The 16415-nt window shown below is 68.7% G+C and carries 14 protein-coding genes; 11 read left to right on the forward strand and 3 right to left on the reverse strand.

Annotated features, from left to right (window positions below):
• Nucleotides 1-51: 51 nt before the first annotated feature.
• The 5 genes from RZO50_RS09585 (at nucleotide 52) to RZO50_RS09605 (ending at nucleotide 6382) form a co-directional block, all read left to right on the forward strand.
• A complete protein-coding gene (locus tag RZO50_RS09585) occupies nucleotides 52-660 on the forward strand; it encodes a hypothetical protein (RefSeq protein WP_322599481.1) in 609 nt (202 codons plus the stop codon).
• Between the two features lie 212 nt (nucleotides 661-872).
• Nucleotides 873-3032 carry a DEAD/DEAH box helicase gene (locus tag RZO50_RS09590; RefSeq protein ID WP_322599482.1) on the forward strand — a complete coding sequence of 720 codons (2160 nt, stop codon included), beginning with the start codon at nucleotides 873-875 and terminating at the stop codon, nucleotides 3030-3032.
• 19 nt (nucleotides 3033-3051) lie between these two features.
• Nucleotides 3052-4119 carry a hypothetical protein gene (locus RZO50_RS09595; protein WP_322599483.1) on the forward strand — a complete coding sequence of 356 codons (1068 nt, stop codon included), beginning with the start codon at nucleotides 3052-3054 and terminating at the stop codon, nucleotides 4117-4119.
• A gap of 90 nt (nucleotides 4120-4209) precedes the next feature.
• On the forward strand, nucleotides 4210-5238 hold the full coding sequence (locus RZO50_RS09600) for a 6-phosphofructokinase (protein ID WP_322599484.1): 1029 nt from the start codon (nucleotides 4210-4212) through the stop codon (nucleotides 5236-5238).
• 199 nt (nucleotides 5239-5437) lie between these two features.
• Entirely contained in the window at nucleotides 5438-6382 is a 945-nt protein-coding gene (locus RZO50_RS09605; protein WP_322599485.1) for a hypothetical protein, read from the forward strand.
• Between the two features lie 129 nt (nucleotides 6383-6511).
• Here RZO50_RS09605 and RZO50_RS09610 read toward each other — a convergent pair whose 3' ends face one another.
• Nucleotides 6512-8629, reverse strand: a complete 2118-nt coding sequence (locus RZO50_RS09610; RefSeq protein ID WP_322599486.1) for a S9 family peptidase — start codon at nucleotides 8627-8629, stop codon at nucleotides 6512-6514.
• Nucleotides 8630-8673: 44 nt separating this feature from the next.
• Between RZO50_RS09610 and RZO50_RS09615 the strand changes: the two genes are divergently transcribed.
• The 3 genes from RZO50_RS09615 to RZO50_RS09625 all read left to right on the forward strand — a co-directional run bounded on the left by RZO50_RS09615 (nucleotide 8674) and on the right by RZO50_RS09625 (nucleotide 11844).
• Nucleotides 8674-9579, forward strand: coding sequence for a phosphodiesterase (locus tag RZO50_RS09615; RefSeq protein WP_322599487.1), 906 nt, complete (start codon nucleotides 8674-8676; stop codon nucleotides 9577-9579).
• A 119-nt stretch (nucleotides 9580-9698) separates the two neighbouring features.
• Complete coding sequence (locus tag RZO50_RS09620) at nucleotides 9699-11183, forward strand: aspartate ammonia-lyase (protein WP_322599488.1); 1485 nt, start codon at nucleotides 9699-9701, stop codon at nucleotides 11181-11183.
• Nucleotides 11184-11292: 109 nt separating this feature from the next.
• Entirely contained in the window at nucleotides 11293-11844 is a 552-nt protein-coding gene (locus RZO50_RS09625) for a DUF4190 domain-containing protein (RefSeq protein ID WP_322599489.1), read from the forward strand.
• A 51-nt stretch (nucleotides 11845-11895) separates the two neighbouring features.
• On the opposite strand, the gene RZO50_RS09630 is transcribed toward RZO50_RS09625, so the two are convergent.
• Nucleotides 11896-12765 (reverse strand): fumarylacetoacetate hydrolase family protein, encoded by an 870-nt coding sequence (locus tag RZO50_RS09630; RefSeq protein WP_322599490.1) that lies wholly within the window; start codon nucleotides 12763-12765, stop codon nucleotides 11896-11898.
• Nucleotides 12766-12818: 53 nt separating this feature from the next.
• Between RZO50_RS09630 and RZO50_RS09635 the strand changes: the two genes are divergently transcribed.
• The 3 genes from RZO50_RS09635 (at nucleotide 12819) to RZO50_RS09645 (ending at nucleotide 15336) form a co-directional block, all read left to right on the forward strand.
• Complete coding sequence (locus RZO50_RS09635) at nucleotides 12819-14051, forward strand: PrsW family intramembrane metalloprotease (protein WP_322599491.1); 1233 nt, start codon at nucleotides 12819-12821, stop codon at nucleotides 14049-14051.
• A gap of 218 nt (nucleotides 14052-14269) precedes the next feature.
• Entirely contained in the window at nucleotides 14270-14638 is a 369-nt protein-coding gene (locus RZO50_RS09640; RefSeq protein WP_322599492.1) for an FKBP-type peptidyl-prolyl cis-trans isomerase, read from the forward strand.
• Nucleotides 14639-14772: 134 nt separating this feature from the next.
• Nucleotides 14773-15336 (forward strand): YceI family protein, encoded by a 564-nt coding sequence (locus tag RZO50_RS09645; protein ID WP_322599493.1) that lies wholly within the window; start codon nucleotides 14773-14775, stop codon nucleotides 15334-15336.
• 59 nt (nucleotides 15337-15395) lie between these two features.
• On the opposite strand, the gene RZO50_RS09650 is transcribed toward RZO50_RS09645, so the two are convergent.
• The gene (locus RZO50_RS09650; protein WP_322599494.1) at nucleotides 15396-16337 is read right to left on the reverse strand and encodes a DMT family transporter; all 942 of its coding nucleotides are present in this window, start codon (nucleotides 16335-16337) and stop codon (nucleotides 15396-15398) included.
• Nucleotides 16338-16415 lie beyond the last annotated feature (78 nt).

Raw genomic sequence — 16415 nt, forward strand, 5'->3', positions numbered from 1 at the left:
TCCGGCGGCCCGCGCCCATCAGGAGGAACCGTGCCACACCGTCGCGTCAGGATGCACCGTCTGTCCGTCGTCACGGCTGTCGCCGGTGTGGCGTTCGCCCTGACCGCCTGCCAGCCGGAGCCCGAGGTCACGTCCTCCGCGACCCCGACGCCCGACGCGTCGGATCAGGTCGACGCGGCGACGGAGACAGCGACTCCGACGCCGACGGCGGCTTTCATGCTGCCCACGGCGTGCGAGGAGATCTATTCCGCGGACATGCTCGCGACGCTCCTCGCGGAGAACCCCCCGCTGAACGAACCCGGCGTGACGATGTACTCCAGCGAGAACGCCGCCATCCTCGAGCTGATCGATTCGGGTGCCCCGACGATCCGATGCACGTGGGGTGGCCCCTCCGAGTACGGGCTCGCGACGAACGTGACGCTCGCCGACGCCGCCCAGGCCGACACGGTGCGCTCGGAACTGATCGCGGCCGGTTTCAGCGACCAGGAACTCGGCGGCGGAAGCGTGCACCGCGTCGAACAGCGCGGGATCACGCTCGACGATGAACCGTACACGTTGGGGGAGACCCACTACATCGGATCCGGAGCGATCGTGTCGACCCGGTGGATCAACTTCGCCCCGAGCGGGTACACCGAGGACATCGTCGCGACCCTCTGGTGAGGTCGGTCTGGGGAATCCGGCGCCGACCCGCTAGCATGGGGGAGGGGATCCCGACCGCGCTGTCGCTGCTCGCTGAAGCGAGTGCCCGCGACCGTCGGTAGCGGCATCTCCGACCCGTGTTCGAGACGGCGTCCCGACGCCGCCCACGGAAGCCGATTTCTCTCGCCGGATCACCGGGCCACCGGTATCCGATCCCTAGGCTCAGGAGGAGCATGCCGACCTCGGCACCCGCCGCACAGTCCACCGCCGCGCGTCGGCGCAAGTCGTCGTCCTCGCGACGTGACGACGAAGCGCCGCTGATTCCGATCCTCGCCCGCAAGGTCCGAGAGGTCGAGGCGAAGGCCCAGCGCGGCAAACTCGGCCCCACCAACCGTGTGAAGTTCCAGGTGATCGCCTTCCTCGTCCGGGAGGAGCGGGCACGCGTGAAGGCGGACGACGCCATCGCCGACTCCGCGCGTGCCGAGCTGCTCAAGCGTCTCGACGGTGTGGCGACGATCCTCGCCAAGACCGCCGCGCGAGACACGTCGCTCATCCAGCTGCTCGAAGTCGACCAGGCCACCTCGCCGGTCGCCAAGCGCATGCGTCGTGACTGGCTGCTCGAGTCCGGCGCCGAGCTGCCGCCGGACGAGTTGATCATCACCGATATCGCCCCCGCGACACCCACGGTGGTGCCGCCGGCGCTCGCAGACCGGCAGGTCGTCCCCGCCGGCATCGAGTCGCGTCAGATGGCGAACCCCTTCCTCGCGCCCGACCTGACGATGCGTGCGCCCGCGCCGAACCCCCGGCGTCGCCTGGATGGGTGGGAGCTGATGGGGCCTCTCTACAAGGCCTTCGAAACGGGTGCCGGCGGCGCGAGTGCGTCCATGGAGCTGCCCCCGGTGCCGGAGTTCGACCGGCTGTCCCCGCGCGGGCTCGAGGTGATGCCCCACCAGTCCCGTTTCCTCGAGGCCGTGCGCGAAGGGCACCGCAGCTTCCTGCTGGCCGACGAGCCGGGGCTCGGCAAGACCGCGGAGTCGGTCTTGGCCGCATCCGTCGCCGATGCCTACCCGCTGCTCGCGGTCGTACCGAACGTCGTCAAGATGAACTGGGCCCGCGAAGTGAAGCGGTGGACGCCGCACCGGCGGGCCACGGTCATCCAGGGAGACGGCGAGGACATCGATGCGTTCGCCGACGTCTTCATCGTCAACTACGAGATCCTCGACCGGCATCTCTCCTGGCTCGGTTCGATCGGGCTCAAGGGCATGGTCGTCGATGAGGCCCACTTCATCAAGAACCTCACCTCGCAGCGCTCGCGCAACGTTCTCGCGCTCGCCGGCCGCATCCGTGAACAGCTGCGCGATCCGCTCATGATGGCCCTCACCGGTACGCCGCTGATCAACGACGTCGAGGACTTCGACGCGATCTGGCGTTTCCTCGGCTGGACCAACGGTGAGAAGCCCGGGCCGGAGCTCATGGACAAGCTGGATGCGACCGGGTTCACCCCCGCCGACAAGGCGTTCTACCCCGAGGCCCGCGACGCTGTGATCTCGATGGGCATCGTGCGACGCAAGAAGAAGGACGTCGCTGCAGACCTGCCGGACAAGCTCATCGCGGACCTCCCCGTCGAACTCGACGATGAATTCGGACGCTCGATCCGTGACGCCGAGCGCGAGCTGGGTGAACGACTGGCGGCGAAGTACCGCCGGATCATCGAGGCGCGAGGCGATCGGGGCCTGGCGCCCGGTGAGATCGACGACGACATCGTCCGGCTGGTCGCCCACAACGAACTCGAGGAGTCCAAAGCCGCCGGCACGGGCTCCGAGAACGTGTTCACGATGGTGCGCCGGATCGGTCAGGCCAAGGCGGTGCTCGCCGCAGACTACGCCTTGCAGCTGCAGCGCTCGGTGGGCAAGGTCGTCTTCTTCGCGAAGCACATCGACGTGATGGATGCCGCCGAGGCGCACTTCGCCGCATCCGGTCTCAAGACCGTGTCCGTGCGCGGCGACCAGTCCAGCACCGCCCGGCAAGACGCCATCGACGCCTTCAACAACGACCCCGAGGTCGGTGTCGCGGTCTGTTCGCTCACGGCTGCAGGTGTCGGCGTGAACATGCAGGCGTCGTCGAACGTGGTGCTCGCTGAACTGTCGTGGACGGCCGCGGAGCAGACGCAGGCGATCGACCGCGTGCACCGCATCGGACAGGACGAGCCGGTGACGGCTTGGCGCATCATCGCCGCGCATACGATCGACACGAAGATCGCCGAACTGATCGACTCGAAGCAGGGCCTTGCTGCCCGTGCGCTCGACGGCGAGGCCGTCGACCCGCAGTCGAGCGACTCGGTGCAGTTGTCGGCACTCATGCACCTGCTTGAGGCGGCGCTCGGCGGCGAGTGACCCTGGACAGGGTCGAGTCATGTCCCTCGACCCCGACATGCTTCTCGACGGTCCCCGGGGCCGGCGGCTGTGCCTCCAGGTTGCGATGTCCGCGCTTGACGCGTCCGACACTGACGAGGCGAGGGATACCGCATCCACGGTCTGGTGGGTGATCCGCCGACTCGATCCTGCGCCCGGAACGCTGATCGGCGACGTCGACCGGTACGTCATTCCCGATGCCGGTCCCGCACACGCCGCGCGCGTCCTCTCCGAGGTCTCGGTGCCCGACCTCGACGAGCTGGAGGTACGGCGCGCGCTCGCCGACTCCGTCTCGCTCGCGCGGTACTGGCAGGAGCTCGATGGCGGCGACATGCTCGCCGCGAGGCCCGAGATGCGCTCGGTGCTCGCGCGAGTCGCCGATGCAGTCGCTGCGACGCCGTGGGTGTCATGGTGGGAGTCGCCGATCGCTGCCAAGGACCAATGGGTCGTGCAATGGGACGATCATCCTTTCGCCCCCGGTGATCCGCGGGTGCTGCTCGCCGAGTGGCGCCGCGAGGCGCTCGAGGAGGAGGCTCACGCCGAACGCGAGCGCCCGCGCGATCCAACGGCAATGTGGGGTGGCACATGGTGGTCGACACCTCCATATCGGCTCGTGCATACGACGCGGTCGCTCGCGGGTGGCGGAGCATCCGAACTCTGGCACGTCGAGGACTCGCTGGGGTGGGAGAGCGCGACGATCATCCCGGTCGCCGCTCCGTCGCACCGCGTGTACGAGATCGACGGCGTCCAGGCGTGGGTCGAGCTCTGCCGTCAGCACCCGTTGTCGGTCACCGCTTCTCGGCGGCATGAGTGGTTCCGCGTGACGGGGCGCGACGGCGCGTGGGTGCAGCCGGACTGGGCCGCCGTGGCCCGAAAGTACGACGGCGTGCACCTGACCGTCGCGGGCTACCTCACCGCCGCGACGCAGCTCATCGACGTCGGTGACGACCTTGCCACGATTGTCGCAGGGTGGGCTCCGGATTCGACCTACTGGTTTGTGCCTGTTTCCGTGGACGGCGCATCCGAACGATGGCGGGATGTGGATACGAACAACTGGCGTCGGGTCTGACACCACGGTGTGGCAGGACGCGGCTTCGGCCACTAATGTCGGGTGAGGCAACGTCGCCCCCGCATCATCCCGACCATTGAGGACCACAGCATGAAGATCGGAATCCTGACCAGCGGCGGCGACTGCCCAGGCCTGAACGCCGTCATCCGCGGTGTCGTACTCAAAGGCACCACGACCTACGATCTCGAGTTCGTCGGCATCCGTGACGGATGGCGCGGTGTGGTCGACGGCGACTTCTTCCCGTTGACGCGGCACGAGGTCAAGGGTCTGTCCAAGGTCGGCGGCACCATCCTCGGCACGAGTCGCACGAACCCGTACGAGGGACCCCGCGGCGGCGCGGAGAACATCGCGAAGACCATGTACGGGCACCGGATCGACGGCATCATCGCCATCGGTGGTGAGGGGACGCTGGCGGCGGCCGACCGCCTGTCGAAAGACGGCATCAACGTGCTCGGGGTCCCCAAGACCATCGACAACGATCTTCGTGCGACCGATTACTCCTTCGGATTCGACACCGCCGTCAACATCGCCACCGACGCGATGGATCGCCTCCGCACCACCGGTGACTCGCACCAGCGCTGCATGGTCGCCGAGGTGATGGGGCGCCACGTCGGGTGGATCGCTTTGCACGCCGGGATGGCGGCGGGCGCGCATGTGATCTGCATCCCCGAGGTGCCGATGTCGATGGATGAGATCTGCGAGCAGGTCACCAGCGCCCACGCGCGCGGTCGCGCCCCACTGGTCGTCGTGTCGGAGGGGTTCAAGCTCAAAGACATGGACGAGGCGTTCAGCGACAAGGGCCTCGACGCGTTCAACCGTCCGCGCCTGGGCGGGATCGGCGAGATCCTGGCTCCCGAGATCGAGCGGATCACCGGCGTCGAGACCCGCGCGACGGTGCTCGGCCACATCCAGCGGGGTGGGTCGCCATCCGGCTTCGACCGGGTGCTCGCCACCCGTCTCGGGCTGCACGCGGCCGATGCCGTCGTGGACGAGGCATGGGGCCAGATGGTCGCGATGCGCGGTACCGACATCGTCCGTGTCCCGTTCGCCGAGGCGCTGGGCGAACTGAACACCGTGCCGGCGTCGCGTTACGAAGAGGCCGCCGCTCTCTTCGGCTGACCCGCATCCCCACCGGTGTGCATCCCCACCGGTGCGCGCCCGCACCTTTCGGGCATGTCCCACTTTCTGTCTGCATACGGCGCGACGCGGACAGGTATTGGGACATGACCTCTCCTCCACACGGGCCGGGCGCGGCGACCTGTCCCGAGGTCGCCGCGCTCGGCGAGAGGTTCTCCTCGCTCTGAGCGAGGTTCGGAGGATGCAGCGTCACTCGCCCCTCCCTGTCGCCCTTCCGGCCGCGTTCAGCGTGGCGTCGGCGGATGACCTCGGCGTCAGCGCCGGTCGGCTCCGCGGACGAGACCTTGGCCGTCCCTTCCACGGTGTGCGCACCCGGAGTGCATCGACGCCTCTCTCCGAGATCCGGGACCTCTGTCGTGCATACGCGCCGCGCGTCGCCGAGCATCAGTTCTTCAGTCACGAGACCGCGCTTGCGCTGTACGGATTCGCGCTGCCCGGGTGGCCCTATCGGCCTCGGGTCCACGTCTCGACCCACCGGCCACGTCGCGAGCCGCGCACGGTGGGCGTGATCGGACATCGTCTCCAGGCGCGTGAGACGGCGGTGCGAAGGACGCCGGACGGTCTTCCCGTCGAGGATCCGGCTCGGGCGTGGCGTCAGTGCGGCACGCTCTGGTCCCTCGACGACCTCATTGCCGCGGCCGACACGCTCTCATTCGACCCCGCGCGGGGCGCTTCCCGCAGGGCGCTCTGGGAGGAGGTCGACATCATGGGTGACGTTCGTGGCGGGCTTCTCGGTCGCGCGCTCGAGGAAGCGCGCGACGGTGTCCGATCGCCCCGCGAGACGCGACTGCGGCTGCTGCTCGTGCGCGAGGGGCTGCCGGAGCCCGAGATCAACTGGACCCTGCGGGATGAGGGCGGCAGCTTCGTCGCCGAGTTGGATCTCGCCTTTCCGCGCTGGAAAGTCGCGCCCGAGTACGACGGACGCGTGCATGCCGAGGATGCTGCGCAGTTCGCGCGCGACGCCGATCGGTGGGAGGCGATACGCCGCGCGGGCTGGCGTCACGTCCGGTGCCTGGACCATCACGTGCGGGGTCGCGGGATCCCTGCCCTGCGCATGGTGGTCGCGGCCCTCGTCGATGCCGGCTGGCGACCTCCCCGAACCATGTCCCACAATCTGCTGCCCTGACGTCCCCGTGGGCGCATAAAGTGGGACATGCTTCGGGGAACGGACGATGCGTGTCCCACTATCCGCTCTTGCAGCGGCTCAGAAGAGCAGAAAGTGGGACATGGTTCGGCGGACGGGCGATGTCGGCGATCAGTCGGCGTCGGCGACGCCGAGCGTGTCGAAGAGCCAGGCAAGCTCGTACGCCCGCTCCTTCCAGGAGTTGTAACGGCCGCTCACCCCGCCGTGCCCGGCGACCATCTCGCACTTCAGCAGCGCATCAGCTCCGACTTCGCGCAGGCGCGCGATCCACTTGGCGGGCTCGACGTACAGAACGCGCGTGTCGTTGAGGGACGTCACGGCCAGGATCCGCGGGTATCGCACGTTCTCGCGCACGTTCTCGTACGGGCTGTAGGACTTCATGTACGCGTACACCTCGGCGTCGTGCAGCGGGTCGCCCCATTCGTCCCATTCGATGACGGTGAGCGGCAGGCTCGGGTCCAGGATCGTGGTGAGGGCATCGACGAAGGGGACCGCGGCCAGGATGCCCGCGAACAGTTCCGGGGCGAGGTTGGCGACGGCGCCCATCAGCAGGCCTCCGGCCGACCCGCCCTCGGCCACCATCTGCTCGGGCGTCGTGTAGCCCGCGTCGACCAGATGGCGAGCGCAGGCGACGAAGTCGGTGAACGAGTTGCGCTTGGCGAGGAGCTTGCCGTCCTCGTACCACTGCCGGCCCATCTCGCCGCCGCCGCGGACGTGGGCGACGGCGAACACCACGCCTCGGTCGAGCTCGCTCAACCGTGCGATGGAGAACCCGGGCTCGATGGAGTGCTCGTAGGATCCGTAGCCATACAGGTGGATGGGGCGGGGAGTCGCGCCGAGGTCGCCGAAAGACCGCTTCCACACCAGGGAAAGCGGAACCTGCGTTCCGTCGTCCGCGGTGGCCCAGACCCGTGCCTGGCCGTAGTCGGCCGGATCGTAGTCGCCCAGAACGGGCTGACGCTTGCGCAGCAGAAGCTCGTCGCGTGCCACGTCGTAGTCGTAGACCGTGCCCGGCGTGACGAACGAGCCGTACCCGAGTCGCAGCACCGGGGGAGCCCACTCGGCGTTCCCGCCGGCGCCGGCGGAATACAGCGGTTCGTCGAAGGTGATCTCCGCTATGTCGTGCGAAACGTAGTCGAGCATCCCCAGTCGTGCGAGGCCCTCACGGCGATACCCGACGACGCCCCAGTCCCGGAAGGTCGACAGACCCAGCAGGCGCGTCCCCGGCTCGTGGGGGATGACGACCTCGCGGGGGCCTGCGGGCTCTGCTGCGTCGACGCGAACCAGCTCGAAGTCGAGCGCGTCCTGATTGTGGAGGATGTAGAACACGTCCGCGCCGTCGACGACCGCGTGGGAGAGGTCGTATTCGACGCCCTCCGCGCGCGGCCACACCACGCGCGGCTCGGCTCCGAGGTCGTCGGCGGGCAGGGTCCACTGCTCCGAGGTGATGGACGAACCGGCTTCGATGACCAGGTAGCGCTCGCTCCGGGTGAAGCCCGCACCGACCCAGTAGCGCTCGTCGCTCTCGTGGTGGAGCTTACGATCCTCGGAAACCGGCGTACCCAACTCATGCAGCCACACCGTGTCCGGGCGCCAGGCGTCATCGACGGTGGTGTACACGATGTAGCGCCCGTCGGGGGAGAAGCTCGCGCCGGCGAAGGTGTCGGGGATCTCATCGGGCAGCAGCTCGCCGGTGGCGATGTCGCGCACCCGGATCGTGTAGCGCTCGTCTCCGGCGACGTCGACGCCGTACAGCATGCGCGTGCCGTCGGAGGTGACCTCGAAGCTGCCCAGGGAGAAGAAATCGTGGCCCTCCGCCTCGACGTTCCCGTCGAGCAGCACCTGCTCGCCCGGCACCGCCACGTCGGGGCTGAGCTCGGGTGGGGTCCAGTCGTCGGGGTCGGCCAGCGGGGCACGACACTGGATGCCATACTGTCGGCCCTCGAGAGTGCGGCCGTAGTACCACCAATCGCCGCGTCGGGTGGGGACGGAGAGGTCGGTCTCGAGGGTGCGCGCCTTGATCTCGTCGAAGATCCGCTGCCGTTGCCCCTCGAGGTGTGCCGTGCGAGCGTCCGCGTACGCGTTCTCGCGCTCGAGGTGGGCGATCACCTCGGCGTCGTCCTTGTCGCGCAACCACTCGTATCGGTCCTCGACGTCGTCGCCGTGGTGACGGCGGATGACGGGACGTGATGCGGCGCGGGGGAGGGGCGGCTCGAGGTTGTCGGTCACCCCTCCACGGTAGACCGTCGGTGGCCTGCCCTAGGCTGAAGGGCATGGTCGCCGCATCCGTGCAGTTCGGTCAGCACGCACCCGCCCAGCGCACGATTCTCCACCTCAGCGACACGCACCTCCTTGCCGGGAACGCCCCGCTCGTGGGAACCTACGACACCGCCGCCAATCTGGCGGCGACGCTGCGGCGCGTGGAGCGTATGGGTGCGCAGCCTGACGCCCTGGTCTTCACGGGCGATCTCACCGACCTCGGGGAGCCGGAGGCCTATCGCGCGCTGCGCGACGCCGTCGAACCGCTCGCCCACGCGCTGGACGCCCCCATCATCTGGGTGGCCGGCAACCACGATGAGCGCGGTCCGATGCGGCAGCACCTTCTCGATCTCGCACCCACGGAGGAGCCGATCGTCTCGGTGCACGACATCGAGGGGCTGCGGATCGTCGCCCTCGACTCGAGCGTCCCCGGGTGGCATCACGGCGCGCTCGACGCACGCCAGCTCGCGTGGCTGGCCGACGTGCTGGCCGAACCGGCTCCGCTGGGCACCCTTCTGGCCCTGCACCACCCGCCGTTGCCGTCGCATCTTCCCGTCTTCGACATCCTCGAGCTCCGTGACCAGCCGGCGCTGGCCGACGTCATCGCCGGGACGGATGTTCGGGGCATCCTCGCCGGGCATCTGCACTACTCGACATCGGGCACCTTCGCCGGGGTGCCGGTCAGCGTCGCGGCGGCCACGTGCTACACGATGGACATCTCCCGTCCTCCTGCGGAGGTCAACGGGATGGACGCGGGGCAGTCGTTCCACCTCACCCACGTCTACGACGACACGGTCACCCACTCGGTGGTCCCGGTCGCCGAAGCCCCGTCGGGGGAGTACTTCTCTCAGGAATGGGTCGATCGCATGGCGGCACTCACGCCCGAGGGCCGCTTGGAGGCCTTCTCCCGCAAGCGGTGACGGTCCCACCGGTACACCGAATGGGCCTCGACGCGCCCGGATGTACAGGGAACGGCCTCGGGGCCGCGAGTAGGCTCGGGCTCGTTCCACTCTGCCGTGCCGACCCACAAGGATGTTCCATGGCCCAGGACGCGACGACGCGCACCCGCACCGAAACCGATTCGCTGGGGTCCCTCGAGATCCCCGCCGACGCCTACTGGGGTATCCACACGGCGCGGGCGATGGAGAACTTCCCGATCTCGAAACGCCCGATCTCGGTCTATAAGGATCTGGTGATCGCGCTCGCGATGGTCAAACAGGCCTCGGCGCGGGCCAATCGCGAGATCGGAGTGCTGAACGCCGAGCGGGCCGACCTCATCGACCGTGCGGCCCAGCGAGTCATCGACGGTGACTTCCACGACCAGTTCGTCGTCGGTGTCGTCCAGGGAGGTGCCGGCACCTCGACGAACATGAACGCCAACGAGGTCATCACCAACATCGCGCTCGAGATCGCGGGGCGCGACAAGGGCGACTACGGCTTCCTTTCTCCGATCGACCACACGAACCGGTCGCAGTCCACCAACGACGTGTATCCGACGGCGGTGAAGATCGGTCTGAGCCTTGATCTGCGCAGTCTTCTGGAGGAGCTCGACCTGCTCCGACGGTCCTTCCTCGACAAAGCGACGGAGTTCCACGACATCCTGAAGGTCGGGCGCACGCAGCTGCAGGATGCCGTTCCCATGACGCTCGGACAGGAGTTCCACGGGTTCGCCACCACTCTCGGGGAGGACCACAAGCGCCTCACCGAGAACGCGTATCTGCTCTTCGAGATCAACATGGGCGCCACCGCGATCGGGACCGGCATCACCACGCATCCGGGCTATTCGCCGGCGGTGCTCCGTCACCTGCGCGAGATCACCGGCCTCGACCTCGAACTGGCGACGGATCTGGTCGAGTCGACCAGTGACACCGGGTCGTTCATGTCGTTCTCATCGTCCCTCAAGCGCAACGCCATCAAGCTCTCGAAGATCTGCAACGACCTTCGCCTGCTGTCCTCAGGTCCGCAGGCGGGTCTCGGTGAGATCAACCTCCCGCCCCGGCAGGCCGGGTCGAGCATCATGCCGGGGAAGGTCAACCCGGTGATCCCGGAGGTCGTCAACCAGGTGGCGTATGCCGTCGCCGGCGCCGACACCACGGTGACGATGGCTGTCGAGAGTGGGCAGCTGCAGCTGAACGCCTTCGAGCCGATCATCGCCCATTCGATCTTCCAATCCATCACCTGGATGCGCCGCGGCATGCACACCCTGCGCGTGAACTGCATCGACGGGATCACCGCCAACACCGAGCGCCTCGGTGCCATGGTGGGGGCCTCGGTCGGCGTCGTGACCGCGCTCACGCCGTTCATCGGTTACGCCGCATCCGCGGCGCTGGCCAAGACCGCGCTGCTGACCGGACGCAACATCGCGGACCTCGTCGTCGAGGCCGGACTGATGACGCGCGAGGAGGTCGCCAAGCAGCTCTCGCCCGCGCGGTTGTCCGGTCTGGAAGCGATCACGACGGCGATTCCGATCGCCCAGCCCGCCGAGAACGTCGTCGCGCCGGCGGATCGGAGACGCGACGACTGACGCCCCTTGCACGCGGTCGCGCGCCGGTCCCATTGCCGGTCGGCGCGTGGGACCGATAGCGTTCCGAACGACGGTGCCGCGCCCGAGCGGCCCACGAGGGAGGAAGACCGTGTCAGATCCGCAGAACCCCGTGCCCCCCGCATCCGGCGACTCCGCCTCGGCGCAGCCGTCCCCGCCGAGCGCCTACCCGCCGCCGGTGCCGCAGAGCACCGAGCCGAACCCGCCGGGCGCGTATCCGCCGCCGGCGAACGTTCCTCCGGCGACACCGTCGGACCCGTCGGCTTCGACCGGTTCCGGGCAGGCGGCCTACCCGCCGCCGGCCCATCAGGGCGGCTACCCCGCGCCGGGCGGATACCCGGTCCCCGAGCAGGCCGGACCCACCCCTGGCAAGACCCTGGGCATCGTGGCGCTGGTCCTGGCGTTCTTCATCCAGCTCGTCGCCCTCATCCTGGGCATCGTGGCGCTCGTGCAGAGCCGGAAGGCCGGCGCGAAGAACGGTTTCGCCGTCGCGGCGATCATCATCAGCTCGGTGTTCATGGTGATCGGCATCATCATCGGCGTGGTGCTCATCGCCGCGCTCGGACCCGTCCTGGCCGCGTGCGCGGAGCTCGGCCCGGGGGTCTGGGAGCTCACGGACGGCACCGTCATCACCTGCGGCTGAGCCCGCTGACGCACCGGCCCGGTCCGCCAACACGGACCGGGCCGGCGCCGGTCAGTCGAGGATCCGACAGTGGGTGGTCAGCTCGCCGATACCGTCGACACCCACCGTGACCGTCGACCGGTCGCGCAGGAAGACCTGTGGGTCGCGCGAATAGCCTGCGCCCCCCGGGCTCCCGGTGGAGATGAGGGTCCCGGGGAGCAGGGTGACCGACCGCGACAGGTGGGAGATGAGGGTCGAGACGGGACGGACCATCTGCGCGGTCGAACCGTCCTGCAGCAGGTGGCCGTCCAGCCGTGTCCAGATGTGCAGGCTCTGCGGATCGGGCACCTCGTCGGCGGTCACCACGAACGGTCCGACCGGGGTGAAGCCGTCGAACGATTTGCATCGTGACCACTGCGCCTCGGAGTACTGGATGTCGCGAGCGGTGATGTCGTTCACGACCGTGTAGCCCCACACGTGCGAGAGCGCGTCGTCGGCGGAGACATCCTTGGCGGGCGTGCCGATGACCACCCCGAGCTCGGCCTCGTAGTCCACCGACTCGCTCAGTGAGCGGGGCCAGCTCGTCGTGCCCCCGTGCGCGTCGAGGGAATTCGGCCACAACACGAACACGGTGGGTGTCGAGTCCGTCTTCAACCCCAGCTCGCTCGAGTGCGCCGCGTAGTTCAGTCCGATGGCGAGGATCACGGGCGGTGTCAGGACGGCGGGGGCGAAGGTGAGCCCGGCGAGAGGCCGACGCGGGCCTCGGTGCGCGTCGACCGCGCGGCGCACTCGCGCGAGCAGCTCGTCGCCGCCGGCGATGAGGTCTTCGAGCACGCGCGGCGCGCCGTCGAAGAGGGCCTCGACGTCGACGGCGTCGTCGTCGACGGCCGCAACGAGTCGGGGCTCCAGCGCCCCGGGGGTGAAGACGTGAGCGAAGCGCATGATCCCAAGATTATCGCCGCGTCCGCGCGCGAGCGCGCCCGTAGGCTGATCGTATGACGCATCCTGCGCCGTCGTCCGAGCCGTCGCGGCCCTCGCTGACCCCGCCGCCCTTCCACTCGCCGTTCGAGCAACCCGATGTGGCCCCCGGGGCGGTGATCCCGCGGCCGGAAGCGCCAGCCCACCCGTTTCCGCAGCGATCGCCTTCGGTCGCGCGGGCGGGGCGCTCCGCGCCGCTGTGGGTGCTGGGCATCGTCGTGCTCGTGGCCGTCGCCGTCGTCGGCTACTTCCTCAACGCGATCGGCCCTGCGGCTTCACTCATCGGTATGATCCTCGCGCTCGTGCCCCTCGCGGTCGTGCTCATGGCGGTCCGTCTCATCGACCGCTGGGAGCCTGAGCCCGTCGGGCTGGTCGTCGCGGCGTTGGCCTGGGGGGCGTTCGTCGCGATCGGAATGACCCTCGGCTTCGACCTGTTGCTGCTCTGGGCGTTCGGGCCCGATTCCGCTTTCGTCGCCGATGTCGTCTCTCCGGTCCTGCAGGCACCGATCGTCGAAGAGATCGCCAAGGGTCTCGGCGTGTACATCATCTTCCTCAGCGCCAGGCGCGCCTTCGACGGACCGGTCGATGGCATCGTCTACGGTGCGCTGGTGGGGGCGGGCTTCGCCTTCACCGAGAACATCCAGTACTTCGCGCTCAGCTTCATCGAGGGCGGTGCGGCCGACACGACGGCCACCTTCTTCGTCCGCGGCATCCTCTCGCCGTTCGCGCACGTCATGTTCACGAGCGTGACCGGCTTCGCGCTGGGGCTGGCCGCTCGACGTGGCGCCCGGGCAGGCTCCGCGCTCGGGCCGTGGCTTCTCGGGATGGCGGGAGCCATCGTGCTCCACGCGTTCTGGAACGGTTCTGCGGTGTTCGGCGACTTCTTCGCGCTCTATCTGACGCTGCAGGTGCCACTGTTCGTCCTGTTCATCCTCGGACTCATCGCCCTGCGTCGCGAGGAGGCGAGGCTCACGCGGACGCGGCTGGCCGAGTATGCCGAGGCCGGGTGGTTCACCGAGCAGGAGGTGGACATGCTCGCCACCGGTAGAGGGCGCAAGGCTGCGCTCGATTGGGCGAGCTCCCTGCGCGGCGACCGGACCGATCTGATGCGGGGATTCATCGCGGACGCGACGGCGCTCGCCGCCGCGCGGCAGCGGGCGATCAGTGGGCGCGACCCGCACGCGGCGCAGGACGAACAGGTGCTCCTGCAACGGACGACCGCCGCGCGGGCGGCGATGTTCGCCCCCTGATCCGCCCCGCGCGCGTGCCGAGAGAGGCGAGGCCACACACAGACTCAGCGCCCGGTGCCGCGGCGATGCCTGCGTGTCTCCCGAGCGCTGAGTTGGTCGTGGCATCAGCATGCACCCGTCCGCACGGGGTGTCAAGGGTCGGAGTCCCCCACTCGCCGGGGACGACTCGGCACCCCACCGGCATATGTCGGAGCGGTGACGCGTGTTTGGATGGAGTCATGACTGCAGACCGCACCAAGCCCGAGATCGATGCCCCCCAGGGCCCCGCTCCCGCCGAGCTCGTCGTCCGCGACATCATCGTCGGGGACGGCGATGAGGCGAAGCCCGGCGACACCGTCACCGTCCATTACGTGGGCGTCGAGTACGAGTCCGGTGAGGAGTTCGACTCGTCGTGGAATCGCGGCGAGACGATCCAGTTCCCGCTCCGCGGGCTCATCCAGGGCTGGCAGGACGGCATCCCGGGCATGAAGGCGGGAGGGCGACGCGAGCTGGTCATCCCGCCGCACCTCGCCTACGGACCGGCCGGTGGGCACTTCCTCGGCGGCAAGACCCTCATCTTCATCATCGACCTGGTCCAGGTCGGCTGACCACCCCTCGGAAATGAAGGCGGATGCGTGTGCATCCGCCTTCTTTGCATTCACGGGAATAGATATCGTCGCTCCGTGTTGGACCCCGGTGAACCGTTGCCACGACGGCTACCCACACGACACGAAGGATGACGATGACCGATACGACCACGATCGAGGTTCCGGGCTACAAGGCGGGCACCTGGGTGCTCGACCCCTCCCACAGCGAGGTGACCTTCTCGGTGCGACACATGATGATCTCCAAGGTGCGCGGCTCCTTCGGGGTCAAGAGCGCCACGATCAGCGCTCCGGAGAACCCGCTCGCCACATCGCTGACCGCGACCGTCGACGTCGCCTCGATCGACACCGGTGATGAGGGGCGCGACAACCACCTGCGATCGGCCGACTTCTTCGACGTCGAGACCTACCCGACCATCGACTTCGTCTCCACCGGCGTGCGCTACGACGGCGGCGACTTCGTCGTCGACGGCGATCTGACCATTCGCGGCGTCACCAAGCCGGTCTCGTTCGAGGTCGAATTCGGTGGGTTCGGTACCGACCCCTGGGGCACCTACAAGGCCGGCGCCACCGCCAAGACCGTCATCGACCGTGAGGCGTTCGGGCTGACCTGGAATGCCGCGCTCGAGACCGGTGGTGTGCTCGTCGGCAAGGACGTCACGATCACCCTCGACCTGCAGGGCGCGCTCCAGCAGGACTGATCGTCGATGGTCTGACGGCGCGGCGGGGTGCGGAGCATTCCGCCTGCACCGCCGCGTCGTCACGCGCGGATGCGCGACCCAAGACGCAGGCGTCTCTGTACCAGCAGGATGCCCACGAAGACGATCCCCGCTCCGACCGGCTCGTTCCACGACAGCCGTTCTCCGAGGATGGCGATACCCAGAAGCACGCCGATGACGGGTGTGATGTAGGTGACCGTCGAGGCGCGGGTAGGGCCCCACGCGCGCAGGGTGTTCTGATTCCAGACGTACGCCAGCCCGGTGCCGATCGAGCCGAGGGCGATCATGCTCGCCACGACCTCCGGCGACCACATCGGCGGTGTCTGGAACGTCCACGGCGATGAGGCCAGCATCAGCAGTGCGCCGATCCCCACGAAGCCCGCGGCCAGGGCGAGACCGCTCATGCCGGTGTCGCCGAGGAAGCGTCGCATGTACGCGAGGCTGAAGCCGTAGCAGGCAGTCGCGCCGAGAAGCGCGAGGTGGGCGATCACACTGTCCGTCATGTCGGCACCGGCACCCGGGCCGATGATGAGTGCGACGCCCGCCACGCCGACGCCGATGCCCGTGAGCTGGCCGGCGTCGAGCTTCTCGACGCGGAAGACCAGCCACGCCATGATCGCCGTCATGATCGGAGTGGTCGCGTTGAAGATGCTCGCGAGCCCGGAGGGCACGTGTTGCTGCGCCCAGGCGAAGAGAAGGTACGGCGCGACGCAGAAGGTCACGGCTATCACCGAGAGGTGGCCCCACACGCGCGGGTCGCGCGGAAGGCGCTCCCGGCGAACCGCCACGATCGCAGCGAGCGCGAGGGCGCCGAAGACCAGTCGCGACCACACCACCTGTGCGGGCGTGAGTCCCGTGAGCCCGATGGCGATGAAGAGGAAGCTCGCACCCCACGCGATCCCTGTGAGGGCGAACTGGGCGGGGATGGCGCGCCCGTCCGGAGCGGGAGTCCTGGCGTTGCTCGGCGGAGGGGGCGCGGTCACGGACGCAATCTATCCCGCGGGGGTGCCGGAGGCATGGTCGGGGCGGTACGGAGTCCGAAATCCGCCGGACGATGTCGG

The sequence above is a fragment of the Microbacterium xanthum genome, from assembly GCF_034531355.1.
In the GTDB taxonomy this organism is placed as follows: Bacteria; Actinomycetota; Actinomycetes; order Actinomycetales; family Microbacteriaceae; genus Microbacterium; species Microbacterium xanthum.